The 17,418-nt window shown below is 50.6% G+C and carries 14 protein-coding genes, 3 tRNA genes and 1 pseudogene; all 18 read right to left on the reverse strand.

The features are described from left to right. Positions 1-151: 151 nt before the first annotated feature. The 18 genes and pseudogenes from SEML1_RS04515 to SEML1_RS03165 all read right to left on the reverse strand — a co-directional run bounded on the left by SEML1_RS04515 (position 152) and on the right by SEML1_RS03165 (position 17,417). Positions 152-589: an IPT/TIG domain-containing protein gene (locus SEML1_RS04515; RefSeq protein ID WP_449727704.1), complete on the reverse strand. Its 438-nt coding sequence runs from the start codon at positions 587-589 to the stop codon at positions 152-154. Next, positions 566-1,465 (reverse strand): annotated as a pseudogene (locus SEML1_RS04520) (RCC1 domain-containing protein); the annotation flags it as partial. The gene SEML1_RS04515 and the pseudogene SEML1_RS04520, both read right to left, overlap by 24 nt. Next, positions 1,369-2,115, reverse strand: coding sequence for a fibronectin type III domain-containing protein (locus SEML1_RS03090; RefSeq protein WP_376753772.1), 747 nt, complete (start codon positions 2,113-2,115; stop codon positions 1,369-1,371). The pseudogene SEML1_RS04520 and the gene SEML1_RS03090, both read right to left, overlap by 97 nt. 581 nt (positions 2,116-2,696) lie before the next feature. Continuing rightward, on the reverse strand, positions 2,697-3,359 hold the full coding sequence (locus SEML1_RS03095; protein WP_376753773.1) for a hypothetical protein: 663 nt from the start codon (positions 3,357-3,359) through the stop codon (positions 2,697-2,699). Continuing rightward, the gene (locus tag SEML1_RS03100; RefSeq protein ID WP_376753774.1) at positions 3,307-4,257 is read right to left on the reverse strand and encodes a hypothetical protein; all 951 of its coding nucleotides are present in this window, start codon (positions 4,255-4,257) and stop codon (positions 3,307-3,309) included. The genes SEML1_RS03095 and SEML1_RS03100 overlap by 53 nt, the downstream gene beginning before the upstream one ends. A gap of 1 nt (position 4,258) precedes the next feature. After that, positions 4,259-4,825: a hypothetical protein gene (locus SEML1_RS03105; protein ID WP_376753775.1), complete on the reverse strand. Its 567-nt coding sequence runs from the start codon at positions 4,823-4,825 to the stop codon at positions 4,259-4,261. Positions 4,826-4,895: 70 nt separating this feature from the next. Continuing rightward, on the reverse strand, positions 4,896-8,603 hold the full coding sequence (locus tag SEML1_RS03110; protein WP_376753776.1) for an RCC1 domain-containing protein: 3,708 nt from the start codon (positions 8,601-8,603) through the stop codon (positions 4,896-4,898). A gap of 276 nt (positions 8,604-8,879) precedes the next feature. Then, complete coding sequence (gene ligA, locus SEML1_RS03115) at positions 8,880-10,895, reverse strand: NAD-dependent DNA ligase LigA (protein ID WP_376753777.1); 2,016 nt, start codon at positions 10,893-10,895, stop codon at positions 8,880-8,882. Further along, positions 10,876-11,976, reverse strand: a complete 1,101-nt coding sequence (locus SEML1_RS03120; RefSeq protein WP_376753778.1) for a hypothetical protein — start codon at positions 11,974-11,976, stop codon at positions 10,876-10,878. Before SEML1_RS03120 ends, ligA begins: the two co-directional genes overlap by 20 nt. Before the next feature lie 19 nt (positions 11,977-11,995). Then, positions 11,996-12,081, reverse strand: a tRNA-Leu gene (locus SEML1_RS03125). Between the two features lie 58 nt (positions 12,082-12,139). Beyond that, positions 12,140-12,213: transfer RNA gene (locus SEML1_RS03130), tRNA-Cys, on the reverse strand. Positions 12,214-12,237: 24 nt separating this feature from the next. Continuing rightward, positions 12,238-12,325: transfer RNA gene (locus SEML1_RS03135), tRNA-Leu, on the reverse strand. Positions 12,326-12,378: 53 nt separating this feature from the next. Next, the gene (locus SEML1_RS03140; RefSeq protein ID WP_376753779.1) at positions 12,379-14,172 is read right to left on the reverse strand and encodes a peptide ABC transporter substrate-binding protein; all 1,794 of its coding nucleotides are present in this window, start codon (positions 14,170-14,172) and stop codon (positions 12,379-12,381) included. Positions 14,173-14,184: 12 nt separating this feature from the next. Continuing rightward, complete coding sequence (secG, locus tag SEML1_RS03145) at positions 14,185-14,418, reverse strand: preprotein translocase subunit SecG (protein WP_146425213.1); 234 nt, start codon at positions 14,416-14,418, stop codon at positions 14,185-14,187. Positions 14,419-14,421: 3 nt separating this feature from the next. After that, positions 14,422-14,814 (reverse strand): phage holin family protein, encoded by a 393-nt coding sequence (locus SEML1_RS03150; RefSeq protein WP_146425215.1) that lies wholly within the window; start codon positions 14,812-14,814, stop codon positions 14,422-14,424. Between the two features lie 34 nt (positions 14,815-14,848). Further along, entirely contained in the window at positions 14,849-16,414 is a 1,566-nt protein-coding gene (locus tag SEML1_RS03155; RefSeq protein ID WP_376753780.1) for a UvrB/UvrC motif-containing protein, read from the reverse strand. A 50-nt stretch (positions 16,415-16,464) separates the two neighbouring features. Then, positions 16,465-16,842 carry a DUF488 domain-containing protein gene (locus SEML1_RS03160; RefSeq protein ID WP_376753781.1) on the reverse strand — a complete coding sequence of 126 codons (378 nt, stop codon included), beginning with the start codon at positions 16,840-16,842 and terminating at the stop codon, positions 16,465-16,467. Then, on the reverse strand, positions 16,839-17,417 hold the full coding sequence (locus SEML1_RS03165; RefSeq protein ID WP_376753782.1) for a uracil-DNA glycosylase family protein: 579 nt from the start codon (positions 17,415-17,417) through the stop codon (positions 16,839-16,841). The genes SEML1_RS03160 and SEML1_RS03165 overlap by 4 nt, the downstream gene beginning before the upstream one ends. Between the last annotated feature and the right edge of the window lies 1 nt (position 17,418).

Here is a 17,418-nt window from a genome sequence, read left to right on the forward strand (position 1 = left end):
CGGTTTTTCATTGCAACAAGTATTTGCGTACTGCCGATAACACTAATGACACACCCGCCAAAAGCGGCGAACCTGTCCTTGTTCGCCGCTTTGGTTTGCGGTGTAGCGCTGTGCTGTGCTTATGCAGCTGTTCTCTGTGTTCCTTAGGCTCTTATGCTTGCCAGTCTCTACGGAGGCGGACGCCAATGATGAGGGTGAGGGCGCCTGCGATGAGGACACCGGCAGTAAAGAGCAGGATAGTGAGGTTATCGCCAGTGTTGGCGAGGGTGCCGCCTGGACGGGAGCGGCGGTAGTGCTGGCCGTTGCCGCCGTTTGCGCTACCAGCGCCGCCGCTGCCTGGCGTGGCGGGAGCTGGACCGTAGCGGAAGGCGTTTGTTTTGACGGCTTTGTAGAGCGGGTCGCCATTGCCGAGGTCTACCGTGACATCGACGAGACCGTTAGCATGGGCAGGGACTTTCACGGTGATAGTGTTGCTGTCTACGATAGTGACGTCTGTAGCGGGGACGCCGCCGATGGTGACTTTGGGGGTGGAGGGGGCGAGGGCGGAGTTGCCGGTGAGAGAGACGGCAACGGGAATGGTAGAATTTATTGCTGTGCCGTTGCCAAGCTGACCTTTACCGTTACCTCCCCAGGAGTAGATTGTGCCGTCCGAGGCGAGCGCAAGAGAATACGAAGCACCTGCGATAACCTGTATGATAGTCTTGTCGTCCAGCGGCGTGCCAGTAGTTTTTACGGCGACAGGAACGTTGGAGTTGGTGTTTGTACCGTTACCGAGCTGCCCACTGCTATTTTCTCCCCATGCATACATCGTGCCATCGTCTGCAAGGGCAAGCAAGTGAGCTAAGTTATGGACCACTTGCACGATTCTTTTGCCATCCATCGGGGTGCCGGTAGTTGGTACGGCAACAGGAGAGTTGGAGTTATTTTCTCCCCATATATACATGGTACCGTCCGAGGCGAGGGCGAAAGAGGAATACATACCACTGCTAATCTGCGTAACAGTCTTACCGGCAATTGATGGATCGCTAGCATCAACAACAACAGGGATGCTGGAGTTGGTGTTTGTACCGTTACCGAGCTGACCTTTACTGCCGTCGCCCCATGCATACATCGTGCCGTCCGAGGCGAGAGCGAGAGAATGAGTGCCGCCAGCGGCAACTTGCGTAATCGTCTTGCCATCCATCGGGGTACCAGTAGTTTTTACGGCGACAGGAACGTTGGAGTTGGTGTTTGTACCGTTGCCAAGCGGGCCATCGCCATTAGATCCCCATGCATACACGGTACCGTCCGAAGCGAGAGCGAGAGAATGAAACACACTAGAAGCCACCTGAACGATAGTTTTTCCTTCCATCGGGGTACCGGTAGTCTTCACGGCGACGGGGACGTTGGAGTGATTTGCTGTGCCGTTGCCAAGCTGACCGCCATCGTTAAAGCCCCAGCTATATACTGTGCCGTCCGAGGCGAGGGCGAAAGAAGACCATCTACCGGCGGCAATTTGTACAATCTGTTTTCCTCCATTGGCGTGCCGGTGGTCTTTACGGCTACGGGAATGTTGGAATCGGTATTCGTGCCATTGCCAAGCTGCCCATACTGATTTTCTCCCCATGCATACACGGTACCGTCCGAAGCGAGAGCGAGAGAGGTTTCCTCACTGCCTGCTACCTGCACAATCGTCTTCCCTTTCGGCAAAAACCCGCTTCCCTGTATGGCGATGGTTTGGCCTGGTGTTACATCTGCTGCCGGGTTAACGTGAGAGATAGTTGGCGCGGCGTGCGGGATAGCGAGGAGGATTGGCGCATAAGGGCTTGTGCCGGAGGCGGTTTTAGCGGCAATGCGTACTTGGTACTTGTGGTCGTTGGTGAGGCCGGAGATGGTATATGAGGTAGCGGTTGGCGCGGCATTGTTAGTTGTCCAGCTGCCAGCGCCAAGGGCGCGGTGTTCGATGATGTAGTTTGTGAGCGAGCCGCCGCCGAGGGATATTGGGCTATGCCATGAGACGGTGATGCTGGCGTTGCCGGCACTAAGCGAGACGTTGGTCGGAGATGACGGCGCGGAAGCGGCGTTTGCTTGGCGGTTGACAGCAAGATAGCTTACCGTACCGGTACAGGCAGCCATGATAAACGCAAAACAAACCGGAACGAGCCGGTTTTTACGAAAGAGATGGAGGCCGGAAGCATACCGGGCGGAAGTGTGCCGAGTATTAGCAGCCGTATGGTTACTGTGCTTACGACGGGCTAGCCGCGCGCTTTCAGTGTGTGTGTGTGGGATTATGCCTGCTAGCGGTTACTATGCGCGTACGCGTACGAGCCGTTGATGCGTGAACAGCTGAAGAGCCAGCCGTATAGTTGCGGAGACGATGCCACCCTAACATGATTGTATTTCTGTTCCTTTTCTATCTTTTGTTTTATCTAAAGATATTATTGGTATTTGATATTGTGTTTTGATTACATGACGCTATAGGTGGTGGTCTATCGCGTGGTTGGGTTTAGTTAGTTATTTATTTACTTTATTTTGTTGAATTCTCCCTTTTTTGTGTTAAAACTATTCTGAGGAGAATTGTAGCAAAGCGGTTGTGGTTTGTCAAGGATTTTTGCGGGATTTTTTTCAAAACGGCAATGCCCCCGCCTGCCAATATTTACACATTCGGTAAATATAGCGTACAAGCAACAGGTTCGTTTGGATAGAGCGGACGATATTCATTTATTGTTTGCAGTAATAGTTTGCCGGCGGCGCGCTAAAAGCGCGAAAGCGGCGGCAACGAGCGATAGAGCAAGGCATACTATAAGCGCAAGACTATCGCCGGTGCGCGCGAGGGCAGCAAAGATGTTTGATGAGTTCGGCGGGTTGTTCGGCGTATTCGGCGGGGTCGGCTGAGGCGTCGGCGATGGCGGCGGCGTAGGAGCAGGCGCTTCGGTGAATTTGAGCTTAATGGTAGTTTCAGCGCTGCCGATCGCCGGCGCGTTAGTAGCAACGAGCTTAAGGTCGTGCTCGGCATCGTCGGGTAGCGGAATCGTGAGTGTGATAGTTTGCCAGTTATTACTAAACGGAACAGCCCGCGACTGCGGCGCACTCGTATCAAACGTGTATTCAAGGTTGTTTGAGCTGCGAATCGGAACTTCTACTTTGGCGTAGCGCTGACCGCCGACCTTATAGTACGTAACTGCGACCGTGCCAATGGTCGGCGTGGGGCGATAGACGGTAACTTGAATGGTGGAGTTAGCGGTGTCGGCGTAGACAGCGGGAGCGGCGTGCAACGAACTCAGCGCGCACAAAACTACAGCAGCAACAGTAGCGCATACGAAGCGACTAGCCCAAGCGAATCTTTTTCTTTTTGGCGCGCAGCTTTTTGACAAGCGCATACGTTACCCCTCCGACAAGCGTTAATACTAGTATAATAACGACCGCGAACATCCAGGCAGGCATAAGCAATACGGTTCTCTGGATCGTTTGGGAATTGCCGAGCATATCAATGCGGAGCTCGACGTTGTACAGCCCGACGCGTGCGCCGTCCCACTCAAGCGGAATCGCACGCGTAGTACTTGGCAGAACAGCGTGTTCAGTTTCGGCGGTCTGATGAATGGTTGCGCCGCTGAAGAAATCTTTAACAATGAGCTTTGATTTGACAGTAAAATCAGTGTTACCGCTGTTTTTAGCACGCAACTTCGCTGTAAGCGGCACTTGTTGCTGCCACCATGGGGTATCAATTGAAGCAAGCTCGCCGCTTTGACGCGTGTTGCCGCCCTCGGTTTTGCCATAGACGATCATACCGACGCGTTTTTTAGTGATGACAGTGCCGCCGCGGTCTTCGTCGCCCGTGGTTTCGGCGAAAATCGCTGCATACTGCCCCGCCGCTGGAATATCGCGCGGCACATTGATAGTGTAGCGGATAGTGACGACTTGGTTTGGCTCAAGTACATATTCGTTTTGCGAAAATTTAATCCAGCGGGAAATCTGCGTTTGCGCGCCGCCGCCGGTGAATGCCGGATTGTAGTCTTCGTCGGTCACGCGGTAAGGCGCAGCGTAGACTTTGGCGGTAAATGGGCGCGAACCGCTATTGACGACTTTGAACTCACCTGTTTTAGCGGCGCCCGGACGCAGATCAACATGAACAGAAGTTGGCGAAAGCGTTAGCTGGACGTTATCACCCGACGAATTGTCGGCAGCATACGCCGGCGGGATCGGCGCCGCTAAACTGCACGCCGCCGCGAACACGCCGCATAATAACAAAACTTTCAACCAACTTCCGAAGTACTTCATGCTAGTTCGTGACCGCCGTGTAGGTTACTTCGCGCGTATATGTACCATTCGGCGTTGCAGTACTGACATTTGCTCCCCAGGTGACAGCAGTAATGTCGCCGCCCGCGATAGACGGCGTGGTCGTATTTTTGAGCGTGACGGGAGCAGTGTTGGCAGTGATGCCGGCATATTGGTTCGCTGCAAACGAGTCAATACGGTAGCCCCAGGTATCGGTAGTGAGCGCTGCTGGCGCAGCAAACGAACCGGCGGCGGCTGGAATCGTGTCGCTACCTTTCTCAAGCGTAGTTGCTGCGGTACTCGACGCAAGCTGCAACTTGTAACCGCTCGCGTTGTTCGTACCGACTGTAACATTGTGCGCCGCACTGGCAGTAGCACCGGCAGCCGTTGGTGTGACGTTAACATCAACGGTCGCCGCCGATACGCCAACCGTAATCGCCGAGTTGACATGCACGCGAATCGTTGAGTTCACCGTTTCGGTCGCCGCCGAAGCGCTCATCGCCGGCATGAGCACACATGCTAAGGCAAGTGCGCTCCCCGCGGTAATTTTTGATATTGTTTGTACTTTCATATTGTTCCTCCTTATTTTACTGATTTCATTGATCGTGGCGGCATTCTTACATCATATTGACCTCCACACCCTAATTATTGATAGCCGTATAGGTTACGGTTGCTGTGTAAATGCCGCTCTGCTGCGAACCGGTAGCACTGACGCCGTACCAAACGGTGGTCGTTTCGGCAGTTGGGTTAGCGATAGCAGTAGTGCGAATGACGTGCGGCGCGGTGTGATCTGGTACGCCCGCCCAGGTGTACGCCGAAGAAGCAACATTATTTTCGGCGGTTGTCGTGCTGCCGAAATTACCTATACCGTTTACGCGGTAGCCCCAAGCCGAACCGCTAAGCGTAGCAGGGGCAGTTTGCGTGCCTGCTGTTGGCATGATGGTTTGCGAGCCGTTGGTGAGATTGCGATTAGCGTTTTGCGTTGATAAGGAAAGCTTGTAGCCGGTAGCAGCGTTAGTCGCAACAAGAACATTTGCCGATTTACTCGACATTTTCGTACCGCCCGCTGGCGTGACAGCGATATCAACCGAAGTCGGTGCCGATAAGGTAATATAGCGAATCTGTCCAGTTGCCGTAGCTGAATATGCGCCCATACCGATAGCGTTTACTGCTGCTACGCGGAATGTGTAGGTCGTGGGTGTGAGGAATGGAATCGTGACAGTAGTGCTCGTGGATGCAATGTGGCTGTAGGTCGACCAGGTAATACCGCCATCGGCTGAATATTGAATAACGTAGTCAGTGATTGGGGTGCCGCCGTTGTTCGCCGGCGCCGTCCAGGTTAGACGAACGGCGTTGTCAAGCGGCGCGGTTGCGAGGTTTGTCGGCACATCCGGTACTGTCGCATAACGATAGCTACTCGTTTTGACAGCTTTATACAGCTCATCGCCGTCGCCGAGATCAATCGCCACATCAACCAAACCTGCCGCATGCGCCGGCGTTGTTGCAGTGATAGTTGTGCTGTTTACAATTGTGACATTCGTCGCTTCAATGCCGTCGAAAGTAACTTTCGGCGCGGAAGGAGCGAGCGCAGAGGGAGGAGTTGTACTGACGGCGAGGGGAGTTTTTGCATCTGTACCGATAGTGCCGTTGCCGAGCTGCCCATGTTGACCCCAGCCCCAGGTGTACATCGTGCCATCAGAGGCCAGTGCCAATGAATTAGCGCTACCGCCAGATGTAACCTGTGAAATCACTTTACCCACCATTGGCGTACCAGTAGTTTGAACGGCAACCGGAACGCTTGAGTTAGTTGTCGTATTATTGCCAAGTTGACCGTATTGATTCCAACCCCAATCGTAGACCGTACCATCGCTCGCCACAGCTAGTGTATGAGCGTTACTCGCCGCAACCTGTGCAATCACCTTACCCGCCATTGGCGTGCCGGTTACCTTAACTGCAACTGGAATACGTGTATCAACTGTCGTACCATTACCAAGCTGACCATACATATTCCAGCCCCAAGCGTAGATCGTACCGTCAGAAGCAAGAGCCACAGACTGAGAGTTTCCTGCTGCTAGCTGGATAATGATTTTACCTGCCATAGGCGTACCGATAGTCTGAACAGACACTGGAGCATTAGCATTAATCATTGTGTTGTTGCCCAACTGACCGTAGGTATTTTGACCCCACGCATACACCGTACCGTCAGAAGCAAGAGCTAGCGAATGATAGTATCCTGCATGAATCTGGATGATTTTCTTATTATCCATCGGCGTACCAACGGTTTTTACAGCAACGGGGACAACAGAGCTGGTGGTAGTAACACCATTACCAAACTGACCGTACGCGTTGCCGCCCCAAACATAGATTTTTCCGTCAGAAGCTAAGGCTAATGAATGAGAAGCGCCAGCTGCAATCCCTACAATCGTTTTACCCTCCATCGGCGTGCCGATGGTCTTGACGGCAACCGGAGTACTGGAATGCGTTATGGTGCCATCACCCAACTGGCCCGAACCATTAAGTCCCCATGCATATACTGTCCCATCAGAGGCGAGCGCAAGAGAGTACCAAACCTTTGTTGATACTTGGATAATCTTCTTACCTTCCATTGGTGTTCCAACGGTTTTTACAGCAACCGGAACATTGGAATCAGTTGTTGTACCATTGCCAAGCTGACCATAATTGTTTTGTCCCCATGCATATACTGTCCCATCAGAGGCGAGCGCAAGAGAGTACCCGCTGCCATTCGCTGTCTGTACAATTTTTTTACCTTTCGGCATAAAGTTAGTGCCAGTGATCGTCACATTTTGTCCGCCCGCAACCGGACCAATCGCTGGCGAGACATTGGTTATGGTCGGTTTGGCATGTGGCGTCGCGAGAACGATACTGCTAAAATCTCCTGTCCCAGTAGCAGTCTTAGCCGCCACTTGCGTTTGATATATTTGGTCGTTTGTTAGACCAGTTATCGCGTGCGACGTTACAGTTGCTGCAACATCAACAGTCGTCCAGTCTACCGCACCAATTGTTCGATACCGCAATACATAGCCCACTATACTTTTTCCACCTGTAACGACTGGCGATTGCCAAGAAATGGTAGCTTTGGCATTACCCGGCTCAACTACGACTTGTGTTGGTGTAGATGGCGTGTCCATAAGATTAAGCTGAGCGACAACCGCCGCTAAAGAGTCAGAGGTAGAGTTATTGCCCAGCTGACCATTACTGTTGCGTCCTCGTCCGTAAACGATATTATCATGAGTAAGTGCTAACGAGTGGCTGCCATCCCAACCACCAGCAGAAACTTGGATAATACTTTTGCCAGCCGGAATCTGAGACGCGACAGGAACGGAAGAATCGGTATGCGACAGGCTACCAAGCTGGCCATTTGCATTACGACCCCATCCATACACCTTACCATTAGAATCTACAGCGAGCATATACGCAGGACCACCTGATATACCAATAATCGTTTTACTAGCCATCGGTGTTCCAACGGTTTTTACGGCAACCGGAATATTGGAATCGGTTGTTGTGCCATTACCAAGTTGCCCAAACTCACCCCTACCCCATGTATAGACGGTGCCGTCAGAGGCAAGAGCGAGAGAATTGTGAACACCAGCAGCTATCTTAATAATATTTTTACCCGCCATTGGCGTGCCGGTTGCCTTAACTGCAACTGGAGTACGTGAATCAACTGTTGCGCCATTACCAAGCTGACCAGTAGGATTATATCCCCATGCGTATACCGTGCCGTCATCGGCGAGCGCAAGAGAGTGGTAACCGCCGGCTGCAATGTTCACGATACTCTTACCTGCCATAGGCGTTCCAGTTGTTTGTACGGCGACGGGACTAGATGAATTAGTCGTTACATTATTACCCAACTGGCCGTAGGTATTTTGGCCCCATGCATACACCGTCCCATCAGAAGCAAGCGCAAGAGAATGTCCTGCGCCAGCAGATATTTGCGTAATTGTCTTAGCTGCCATTGGTGTTCCAACGGTTTTTACAGCAACCGGAACATTGGAATCAGTTGTTGTACCATTGCCAAGCTGACCATAGACACCACGACCCCATGCGTAAACGGTACCATCCGACGCACGTGCTAAAGAGTGTCCGTCGTTGAAAGAACCACCGGCAGAAATCTGCGTAATATTCTTACCCGCCATAGGAGTACCGACTACCTTGACCGCAACGGGAATATGCGAATCAGCCGTTGTGCCATTACCGAGTTGGCCAGATCCATTCCATCCCCACGCATACACTGCGCCGCTAGAGGACAAAGCGAGCGAATGATAGCTACCGCCTGATACTTGTACGGCGCGGACTGCCAATGCACTGACAAGAAAGCCATCCATTAATCGCACTATGCCAAAAGCTAAAACAGTAAACATTGCCACACCAACGCCTACAGCTGGTAACCGACGTTGCCACGTTGGCTTTATATACAAACTAGTAACATCACGCCAATACAAAGCCTCCAGTATAGCATGTATTTTCCGCATATTATTTCAATCACCCTACCTTTTACTGTTTTTGAAACTGCTATTTTATTATTTTATCCAAATCGCTTACGATTTGTCAACAACTATGATTTCCTACAACCCTGCATGTCTAACATGTAGCGATTATATTTACTTGCCGCTAGATTCTAACAGATTTAACAGATTTAACTCATCAATAACTTTCGTACCATATTTCTCTGCCCGCGCCAATTTACTTGCCCCAACTTTTCCTCCTGCCACCAGATAGGTTGTGTCTTTGCCGACGCTAGTTTGGAATGTTCCGCCAAGCGCGCGGATCTTCTCAGCCGCCTGATTGCGAGACATCGACTGCAACGCACCAGTGATAACGAAGTTTTTGCCAGCTAATTCGCCCTGCCTTACCTTGTAGATTGGTGTAACGCCGAGCAGGGTAAACTTTTCAAGGAGCGCTGCATTATCCTCATCTGCAAACCACGCTACGATTGATTCCGCTACGACGGCGCCAACGCCATCAACCGATTGCAGCTCATCAAGCCCTGCCTGCGCTAGTCTGTCAAGACTCTCAAAATGATTTACCAAGTCAATCGCCGTCTGCGCGCCGACATGGCGAATCCCTAGTCCGTACACGAAGCGCTCCAGCGTCGGCTGCTTTTTAGCGGCAATTGCGTCGATTAATTTCTGCGCCGAAATATCCGCAAAACGCTCCAGCGTCAACAATTGCTCTTTTGCGAGCGTGTAAATATCCGCCAAATCTCGCACCAATTCTGCATCAACCAGAGCTTCAACATTTTTTTCGCCCAGCGTGTCAATGTCAAGCGCACCTTTCGACGCGAAATGCTTCAGTGCGCGTTTCAGAATAAGCGGACCACTCAAGCCTTTCACGCGATACACCGCTTCGCCCTCAGGACGGACAAACTTCAATTCTGGATACTGCCGCGCCAGTTCCGCCGGATAATCAATCGGCCGCGTATCTTTCGGGCGCAGCTCAACAAGCACAGCTTCAATTTGCGGAATAATGTCGCCAGCCTTAAAGACCACCACCGTATCGCCACGGCGCACGTCCAGCCGCGCGATCTCATCAGCATTGTGTAAACTCGCATGCTGCACCGTTGTACCCGCCACGACAACCGGATCAAACACCGCCACTGGTGTCGCCGCACCTGTACGCCCGATTGATATGACAATGTCGCGCACAATTGTCGTTGCCTGCTCGGCAGCATATTTATACGCCACAGCACCACGCGGATTCTTACCGACCAGCCCGAGCTCATCAAAACGCATCCGGTCATTAATTTTTATCACCAAACCGTCAGTATTAAATGGCAACTTCTGGCGTTTCTCGTCCCACTCATTCACGAAATTCATCACTCCCGCGATATCCGTGAACACGCTTGCCTGCTTATTCCGCGTAATGCCAAGCGCCGTCAGCGCCTGATAGACGAAGCTATTCGTCGGCACATCGCCCGCATTGTCGCGAATGATATCGTAGCCGCGAAAATGGAGCGGTCGCTCCGCCACAAGTCTCGGATCAAGCTGACGGATTGTGCCCGCCGCAAGGTTTCGTGGATTGGCAAACTCAGGTTTACCTGCTACACGCCGCTGTTCATTCAACACTGTAAAGTCTTTTTTGAGCATGACAATTTCACCACGAATTTCTGTGCGCCCACGCAGAAAAATTTCATAACCTTCTGCCTCATGCAAACGTAGTGGTACGTTCTTAATTGTTCGCACATTGTTCGTTACGTCTTCGCCAACAAAACTATCGCCGCGCGTTACAGCTTGTGTAAATATGCCATCAAGATAGATAAGTGCGCACGCTAGTCCGTCCATTTTTATGTCAGCAAAGAATTCATGATTCTCTGCCGGCAATAATTTATCAATCCGGTTCACCCACGCAACAACATCATCTTTGTCAAACACATCATTCAAACTAACCATGCGCCGCGGATGACGGACTTTTGCGAAGCCATCAGACAGTTTATTCCCGACACGCTGCGTCGGGCTATCAGGCGTTATCCATGCCGGATGCGCCGCTTCAATTTGTTTCAGCTCGCTCATTAAGCTGTCATATACCGCATCGCTTACTGACGGCTGATCAAGTGCGTAATACTCGTAACTGTATTTGCTCAGCAGCTTTTTGATTTCATTAAGCCGGCTTCGCGTCATCGTCAACAACCTTTCGATACAACAGGTATACATATGCGGCATACCACACGACCGACCATGCGACAACGATCACGCCAACATACGGCACAATTGGCACGTTTTTTAACCACGACCACATTGACGATAACCAGTGGTCAAGCATGACGATAGAAACCATAATCACTAGCCAGGTCAATAGAACACAAAGCGCACCCCACGCCAATCGATACATAATCCGCAAACGCCGCCCAATCACCAAATCGCCTGCCGCTTTGACTGCACGCATCGGATACATCCCCGGCAGTGTCACGACAACAAGCGCAATAACTGTGCTTGAAATCCAGTACAGCGCGAGCGCCGCAATCATTACCGCAAAAACACTAAACAGCATGCGCGCGAACCCTGTACTCAGCAAATCAGCCGATGACAACCCAGCATACAATAGCGCCGCGATGCCAACCGGCAATAATTGGACGAGCAGCACTAGCAGGACGAGTGCTGTCGACATCATCGGCGCACTCGCATTATACAATCCGTCGCGCAACCGAGGGCGGCGGTTCATCTTTATTTCGCGCAGCAGCCAAACTGTCGTCAGCCACACCATCATCAAACACAATACCATTAATAATCGCTGGTCAGCCGGCAACGACGAGTTTATTGAAAACGACGCTAGCACTGTTAGCCCCGCCTGCGCAAGCGAGTTTATGCCGCCATCAAACAAGTTATTCATTGAATCAGATATTAGTTTTCCGACTGAATTGTACACTTCCTGGCTCGTAATCGCACCAGCAAATGCCATGATCGTCGCATATATCACAATCATCGGCGCAAATATACGCCAATGCGTACGCAACATATGGTTCACCTGGCGCGTAAACGCAATATAGCCCGGCAGTTTCAAACTACGCGTATAATCGCGGCGGCGTGTACGGCGAAAACTGCGGTGCGGGCGGCGGCTCAAAAAATCATACCGCCGGATACTCCACTTATACCATATCGCAGTGAAAAAGACGCTAATCGTCTGCCACGCCACGGCGAAGCGCGCATTCACTGCACGCCATATGTGTAAAATAAATTTGCAGCTATTATTTTTCCTCAACACGATATCCCCTACTCAAGTTTGGTGCGCAGAGCGGGAATCGAACCCGCACGCCTTTTGGGCATCAGATTTTAAGTCTAACGTGTCTACCAGTTCCACCATCTGCGCTTATATTCTATTGTACCGTATTTGAAATAAAAAACGACCCCCTTTTGGAGTCATCTCGTGGAGGCACGTACGAGAGTCGAACTCGTCTAAAAGGTTTTGCAGACCTCTGCGTAACCGCTCCGCCAACGCGCCATTCGTTCTTTTTACTTTATAATCTGGTGCAGACGAGAAGACTTGAACTTCCACGAGCGCAATGCTCACTAGCCCCTCAAGCTAGCGCGTCTACCAATTCCGCCACGTCTGCATATTGCAAATTGTACCATGCGATAGCAAAATGCCTCATCATTATACTGTAGCTCACGGCGTTTTGTAAACAGTTGCCGGCGAAACCGACCACTCGCTCACACGAGCATAGCGATCTGATAGTTCAGGTAGCGACCCTTTCGGCTTAACGATGTACGCATTCGTATTGACAAGATATTCCGACGATGCTTGGTATAGCGCAATTGCCGGCACATCACTCAACCACTGCCGTACAAACTGCGCATATTTTGCCATGCGCAAATTTGACTCCAGCCGAGTTCGCGCGCTTGCAAGCGCCGCGTCGCTCAATTGATTTGAATAATTCGAAAAATTATAGCCTGTCGCCGAAGCTTGCGACGAGTGCCAGTACGCATACACGTCTGGATCGGCGCCAAGCGCAAGCTCATACAGTAGCACGTCAAAATTGCGCGGTTGCAGCACGCCTTGCACAAAATTTGAAACTGCCGAATTTGTATCGACTTGATTAACATCAACTGCCACGCCAACCGCATTCCATTGCCGCTTCACCGTATCAATGATCTTGTTATACTGGCTGCTACTCGTCGTTGTGATAGTCAACTTAAGTTCTTGGTCGCCCTTATACCGCGCGCCATTTTTTATTTTCCATCCAGCACTATCAAGCAGCTGAGCAGCTTTTTCAGCGTTTGGCTTTGACGCACGCGACACCTCACCGCTTGAGAACACTGAATGTAGAATCGGACCATCTAGCGTTTGCACGCCGCCGCCGACTGCTTGGCGAATTGCCGCCGTATCTGTCGCGAGCTGCAAAGCTTGGCGCACTGTTTTGTCCTGCAGCACCGGATTTCTTGTATTAAACAGTAAATATACACCCTTATCAAGCGGCTCCGATATGACGCGGTACTGCGACGGACGCTTACCATGCGCAAGCGCCGCCGGCGCACTTACCGCACCGGTCACTTCACTGTTCTTGATAGCTTTCGTAAACGCTGCATCATCGGTGTAGGCGCGTAATTCAAAACGCGAAACACGAGGCACAGTGTTGTAATATTCTGTATGCGGTACAAGTTGCAACACCTTTGAAGCATTCGACAACCCTGCTGTCTGCAGGCGGCGAAACTTGAACGGGCCGCTTCCAATCGGATTTTGGCTAAACGACGACTCACGGAGCACCGACGGTTCAACATTTTGCAAAAGATGCTTCGGCACAATCGGGAATGTAAGCGCATGCGTAAACGCTGCATAAACAGTCGGCAGCGTAAATTCAACAGTATGCTGATTGATTTTTTTCACAACCGCGTCCGTCCAATTAACGCGTAGCGGCGAGCGCGTTTGCGGATTTTTAATAAGCCCAATAGTATACACAACATCGTCCGCTGTAAGCGCATGTCCGTCTTGCCACATTGCGTCGCGCAGTGTGACAGTGTAGATTTTTGAATCGCGTATCGCCATAGACGACGCAACATCAGCATGAAGCGCGCCAGTTGTATCATAATGATATAAGCTTGAGAACATTAGCCGCGCCGCCGACGCCTCCGCTTCGTTTGATGCCAACAACGGGTTAAGCGTATCAAGCGAACCAACAATACCTTCAGCGTATACGCCACCCGAACGATACCCGCCCTGCATATATGCCGACACGTTACCCCATGTTTGCTGCAATCCAAGCGTTGCAACCAAAATGCCAACAACTGCCAGCCACGTAATAATTTCACCAGTCACCAACCGAACACTATTGATGCGCCGTAAAATAAAACGCCGCGCATGACGCTGCGTCACGCCGCCAGCACGCTTCAATCGACGCGTAATATCTTTACGGTTCAGTGCGGAACGCTGCGGTTTTGGTTGTAGGTCGCCCAAATCGTTCACACACCAGCCCCATTATGACAAACTTGGCAGTACGAGCGACGCAATAATTGATAATACAAATATCACTGCCAAAAAAATCGTCACTTCAAACAAACTCTTATCAAGCCCGCGCCGCGTGGTATATAACTCGCCAGAGCCGCCAAATCCAGCACCAAGGCTTGCGCCGCGTTGCTGCAGCAGAATTGCAATCACCATCAGCACGGCTGATACAATTGTTGCAATCTGTAATATCATCGTTATATTCATCGCCTAATCCTCCTCCCGCGCTTGAGTATACTCCAATTCAAGCAAACTGCTTACTATATAGTTTACCAAACTCAATACTAAGCCCGTCAATACCGAATTCCAAAATGTCATTTGCAATCCAGGTGCCAATTTCAGCGAAACCCATACCATCAGGCCATTGACAATGATAGTAAAGAATCCAAGCGTGATCAATATCGCTGGCAGCGACAAAATAATAACAATCGGCTTCAGTACAGCGTTCACGACCGAAAAAATAAGCCCAGCTATCAAAAATGCCGGCGCTCCAGCGCTAATTTGCACTTCGCTATATCCCGTCCCGAAAATACGCACAGCAACCCACAGACCAAACGAATTCAAGATCCAGCGCAATATAAACGTCAAGAACTGCCTTTTCATTTCATCTTAGTATAGCGCATTACGATATATTTCGCTAGAGTTTCGAGCCGTTGTCCATAAACGTTGCCCGAATACGCGCCGCCAACACGGGGTTCACAACCGTTCGCAGCTGCTCTTCACTTGCCGTCTGCACACCGCGCACGCTGCCAAATGCACGCACAAGTTTTTTCTGCGTCGCCGGACCAACGCCGGTAATCGTACTAAGAACACTCTTAGTTGCATTCGCCCGCTTCAGCGTCGTGTGATAGCTAACAGCAAATCGATGCGCCTCGTCGCGAATACGCTGAAATAGTTTTATCGTGTCTTCGTATGGACTAGGCGCATCACCACCGCGCAAATTCTTTGAATGTGAACCGGCATTCTGCCGCCCGACATGTAAATTCACAAAATAGTATCCGCTTGAATCAATCACCACCGCACCAGGGGTCGGCTTCGCTACCATTTTCTCAATATACGACTCGTCGATCGGCGAACGGCCTTTTGCAATCACAATTTCTTCATCGCGCTTCGCTACCCCAATCGCCGGCACATTCACGCCGAGAACTTCTAATTCACATAGTACCGCGTTCAACTGTCCTTTACCGCCATCAATGAGCAACAAATCTGGCACACCCCATGCTTTTACATTTTTTGCGCTAAAACGGCGGCGAATCGTTTCGCGCATATTTGCCGTATCGTCGTTGCGCTGCACGTGCATCTTAAATTTACGATACTGCACACGGTCGCTTGCGCCGTTCGTAAAAACCACCATGCTCGCCACTACATTCGTGCCGCTCATATGCGAAATATCATAGCCCTCAATGCGCGCTGGTGGTGATTGCAATCCGAGTAATCGAGCTAGCTGCGTCAATGCCCGGTCTTTTGATATGTCCAAAAACTCGCGGTCGCCGAACATAATCCGCTGCTGCAGTTCGTGCATATATGACAGCTTATTACGCAGCTGCGCCGCCGTTTCAAACTCTTGGCTGCGCGCCGCCCGCTTCATGTCGCGCTCAATTTCTTTGGCGATTTTCATGCGCCCGCCTTCAATATATCTAATCAATTTGCGCAGTGATTTTTTATATTCTTGACTCGTCATGTCAGCACTTGGCGCCAGTCCAATCTGCTCCTCTAGATTCATGCGTTCACGTTTCGGCGGCTTAATATAATATGGAAAAATTTTACGTAAATACCGCAGCGCTTTTTTCACCGCAAAGCCGCTATAGAACGGACCAATATACGTCGCGCCATCGTCTGCCGGATTCCGTGTAAACGTTACCGTCGGCCATTCGCTCTTCATATCAATACGGACGAAAGTTTGCGATTTATCATCGCGCAACAAAATATTATAGCGCGGCATATAACGCTTCACCATTTCGCTTTCCAAAAATAGCGCATCCATTTCGCTTTCAGTTTCGATCCAGTCGGTATCATTAATTTCCGCTACCAATGCGCGCGTTTTTACGTCCATATCAGCCTTGCTTTGAAAATATTGCCGCACGCGATTTTTCAGAATAGCCGCTTTGCCAATATAAATAATCTCATCGTCTTTAGACTTATGAAAATATACGCCTGGAGTGCGCGGAAGCGTTTTTAATTTTTCCTTAAGCGCCGCATTCATATGTTTATTATATCGCGAATAGCGTTTTGGTCCACGATAATAGCATGCTACTATGGAATAACCCTTAGATTGTCTGATTCATGCAAGTGTAAGTATTCTAACAACACTACTGCTTGATTGTGTGCTGTATCTTTTGCGCCATAGAGCAGCGTAACTCGCGTATAAGAACGCCAACGCGCAAGAGCTGCTGCCGCTTCAGGATTATTCGCCAACTCTTGTAAATATTTTACCTTAAACTCATCATACTTAGCAGGATCGTGCGCAAACCATTGCCGTAGTTCATTGCTTGGCGCAATCTCTCTGCACCATTCGTCAAGCGCCGCTTTATCTTTGCTTATGCCGCGCGGCCACAATCGATCAACTAAAACGCGGTAACCATCGTCTGGCCTCGCGTCTTCATATATTCGTTTAGTATCGTACGTCGTCATACTAGCGCCTCCTTTACTACATTTTGCAAAATCGGAATTACTTCCATCTCAAACCATGGGTTACGTTTACGCCAACCAATATTGAGCGGCGATGGATGTACGAGCGGAAAATAATTTGGCAAATACGTATCAAATTGCGCTACCGTTGCAGTTACACTCTTTTTGGCGCGTCCCGCTAAATAATATTTCTGCGCATATGCGCCAACTAAAATTATTAAACGCACATACGGCATACGCTCTAGCAACCGCGGATGCCACATTGCGGCAAAATTGTTTCGCGGCGGCAAATCGCCGTGCACGCCTTTGCCAGGATAATAAAAATCCATCGGCATGAGCGCAAACAAATCAGGATTGTAAAACTGCTCATCACTTACGCCCAGCCACTGGCGCAACAATCGCCCGCTTGCATCATTCCACGGCTTGTGTGTTTGCTGTGCGATTCGCCCTGGCGCTTGCCCAACTAGCACAATGCGCGAATAGGACGACGCAGTATATACTGGCGTCCACCCTTTGACGCGAAACGCCGCGTTCATATCATCGTCGACAATTTGCTGAAAAAGCAACGGGCTCGACATA

Source organism: Candidatus Saccharimonadaceae bacterium ML1 (assembly GCA_030253535.1).
In the GTDB taxonomy this organism is placed as follows: Bacteria; Patescibacteriota; Saccharimonadia; order Saccharimonadales; family Saccharimonadaceae; genus Saccharimonas; species Saccharimonas epibionticum.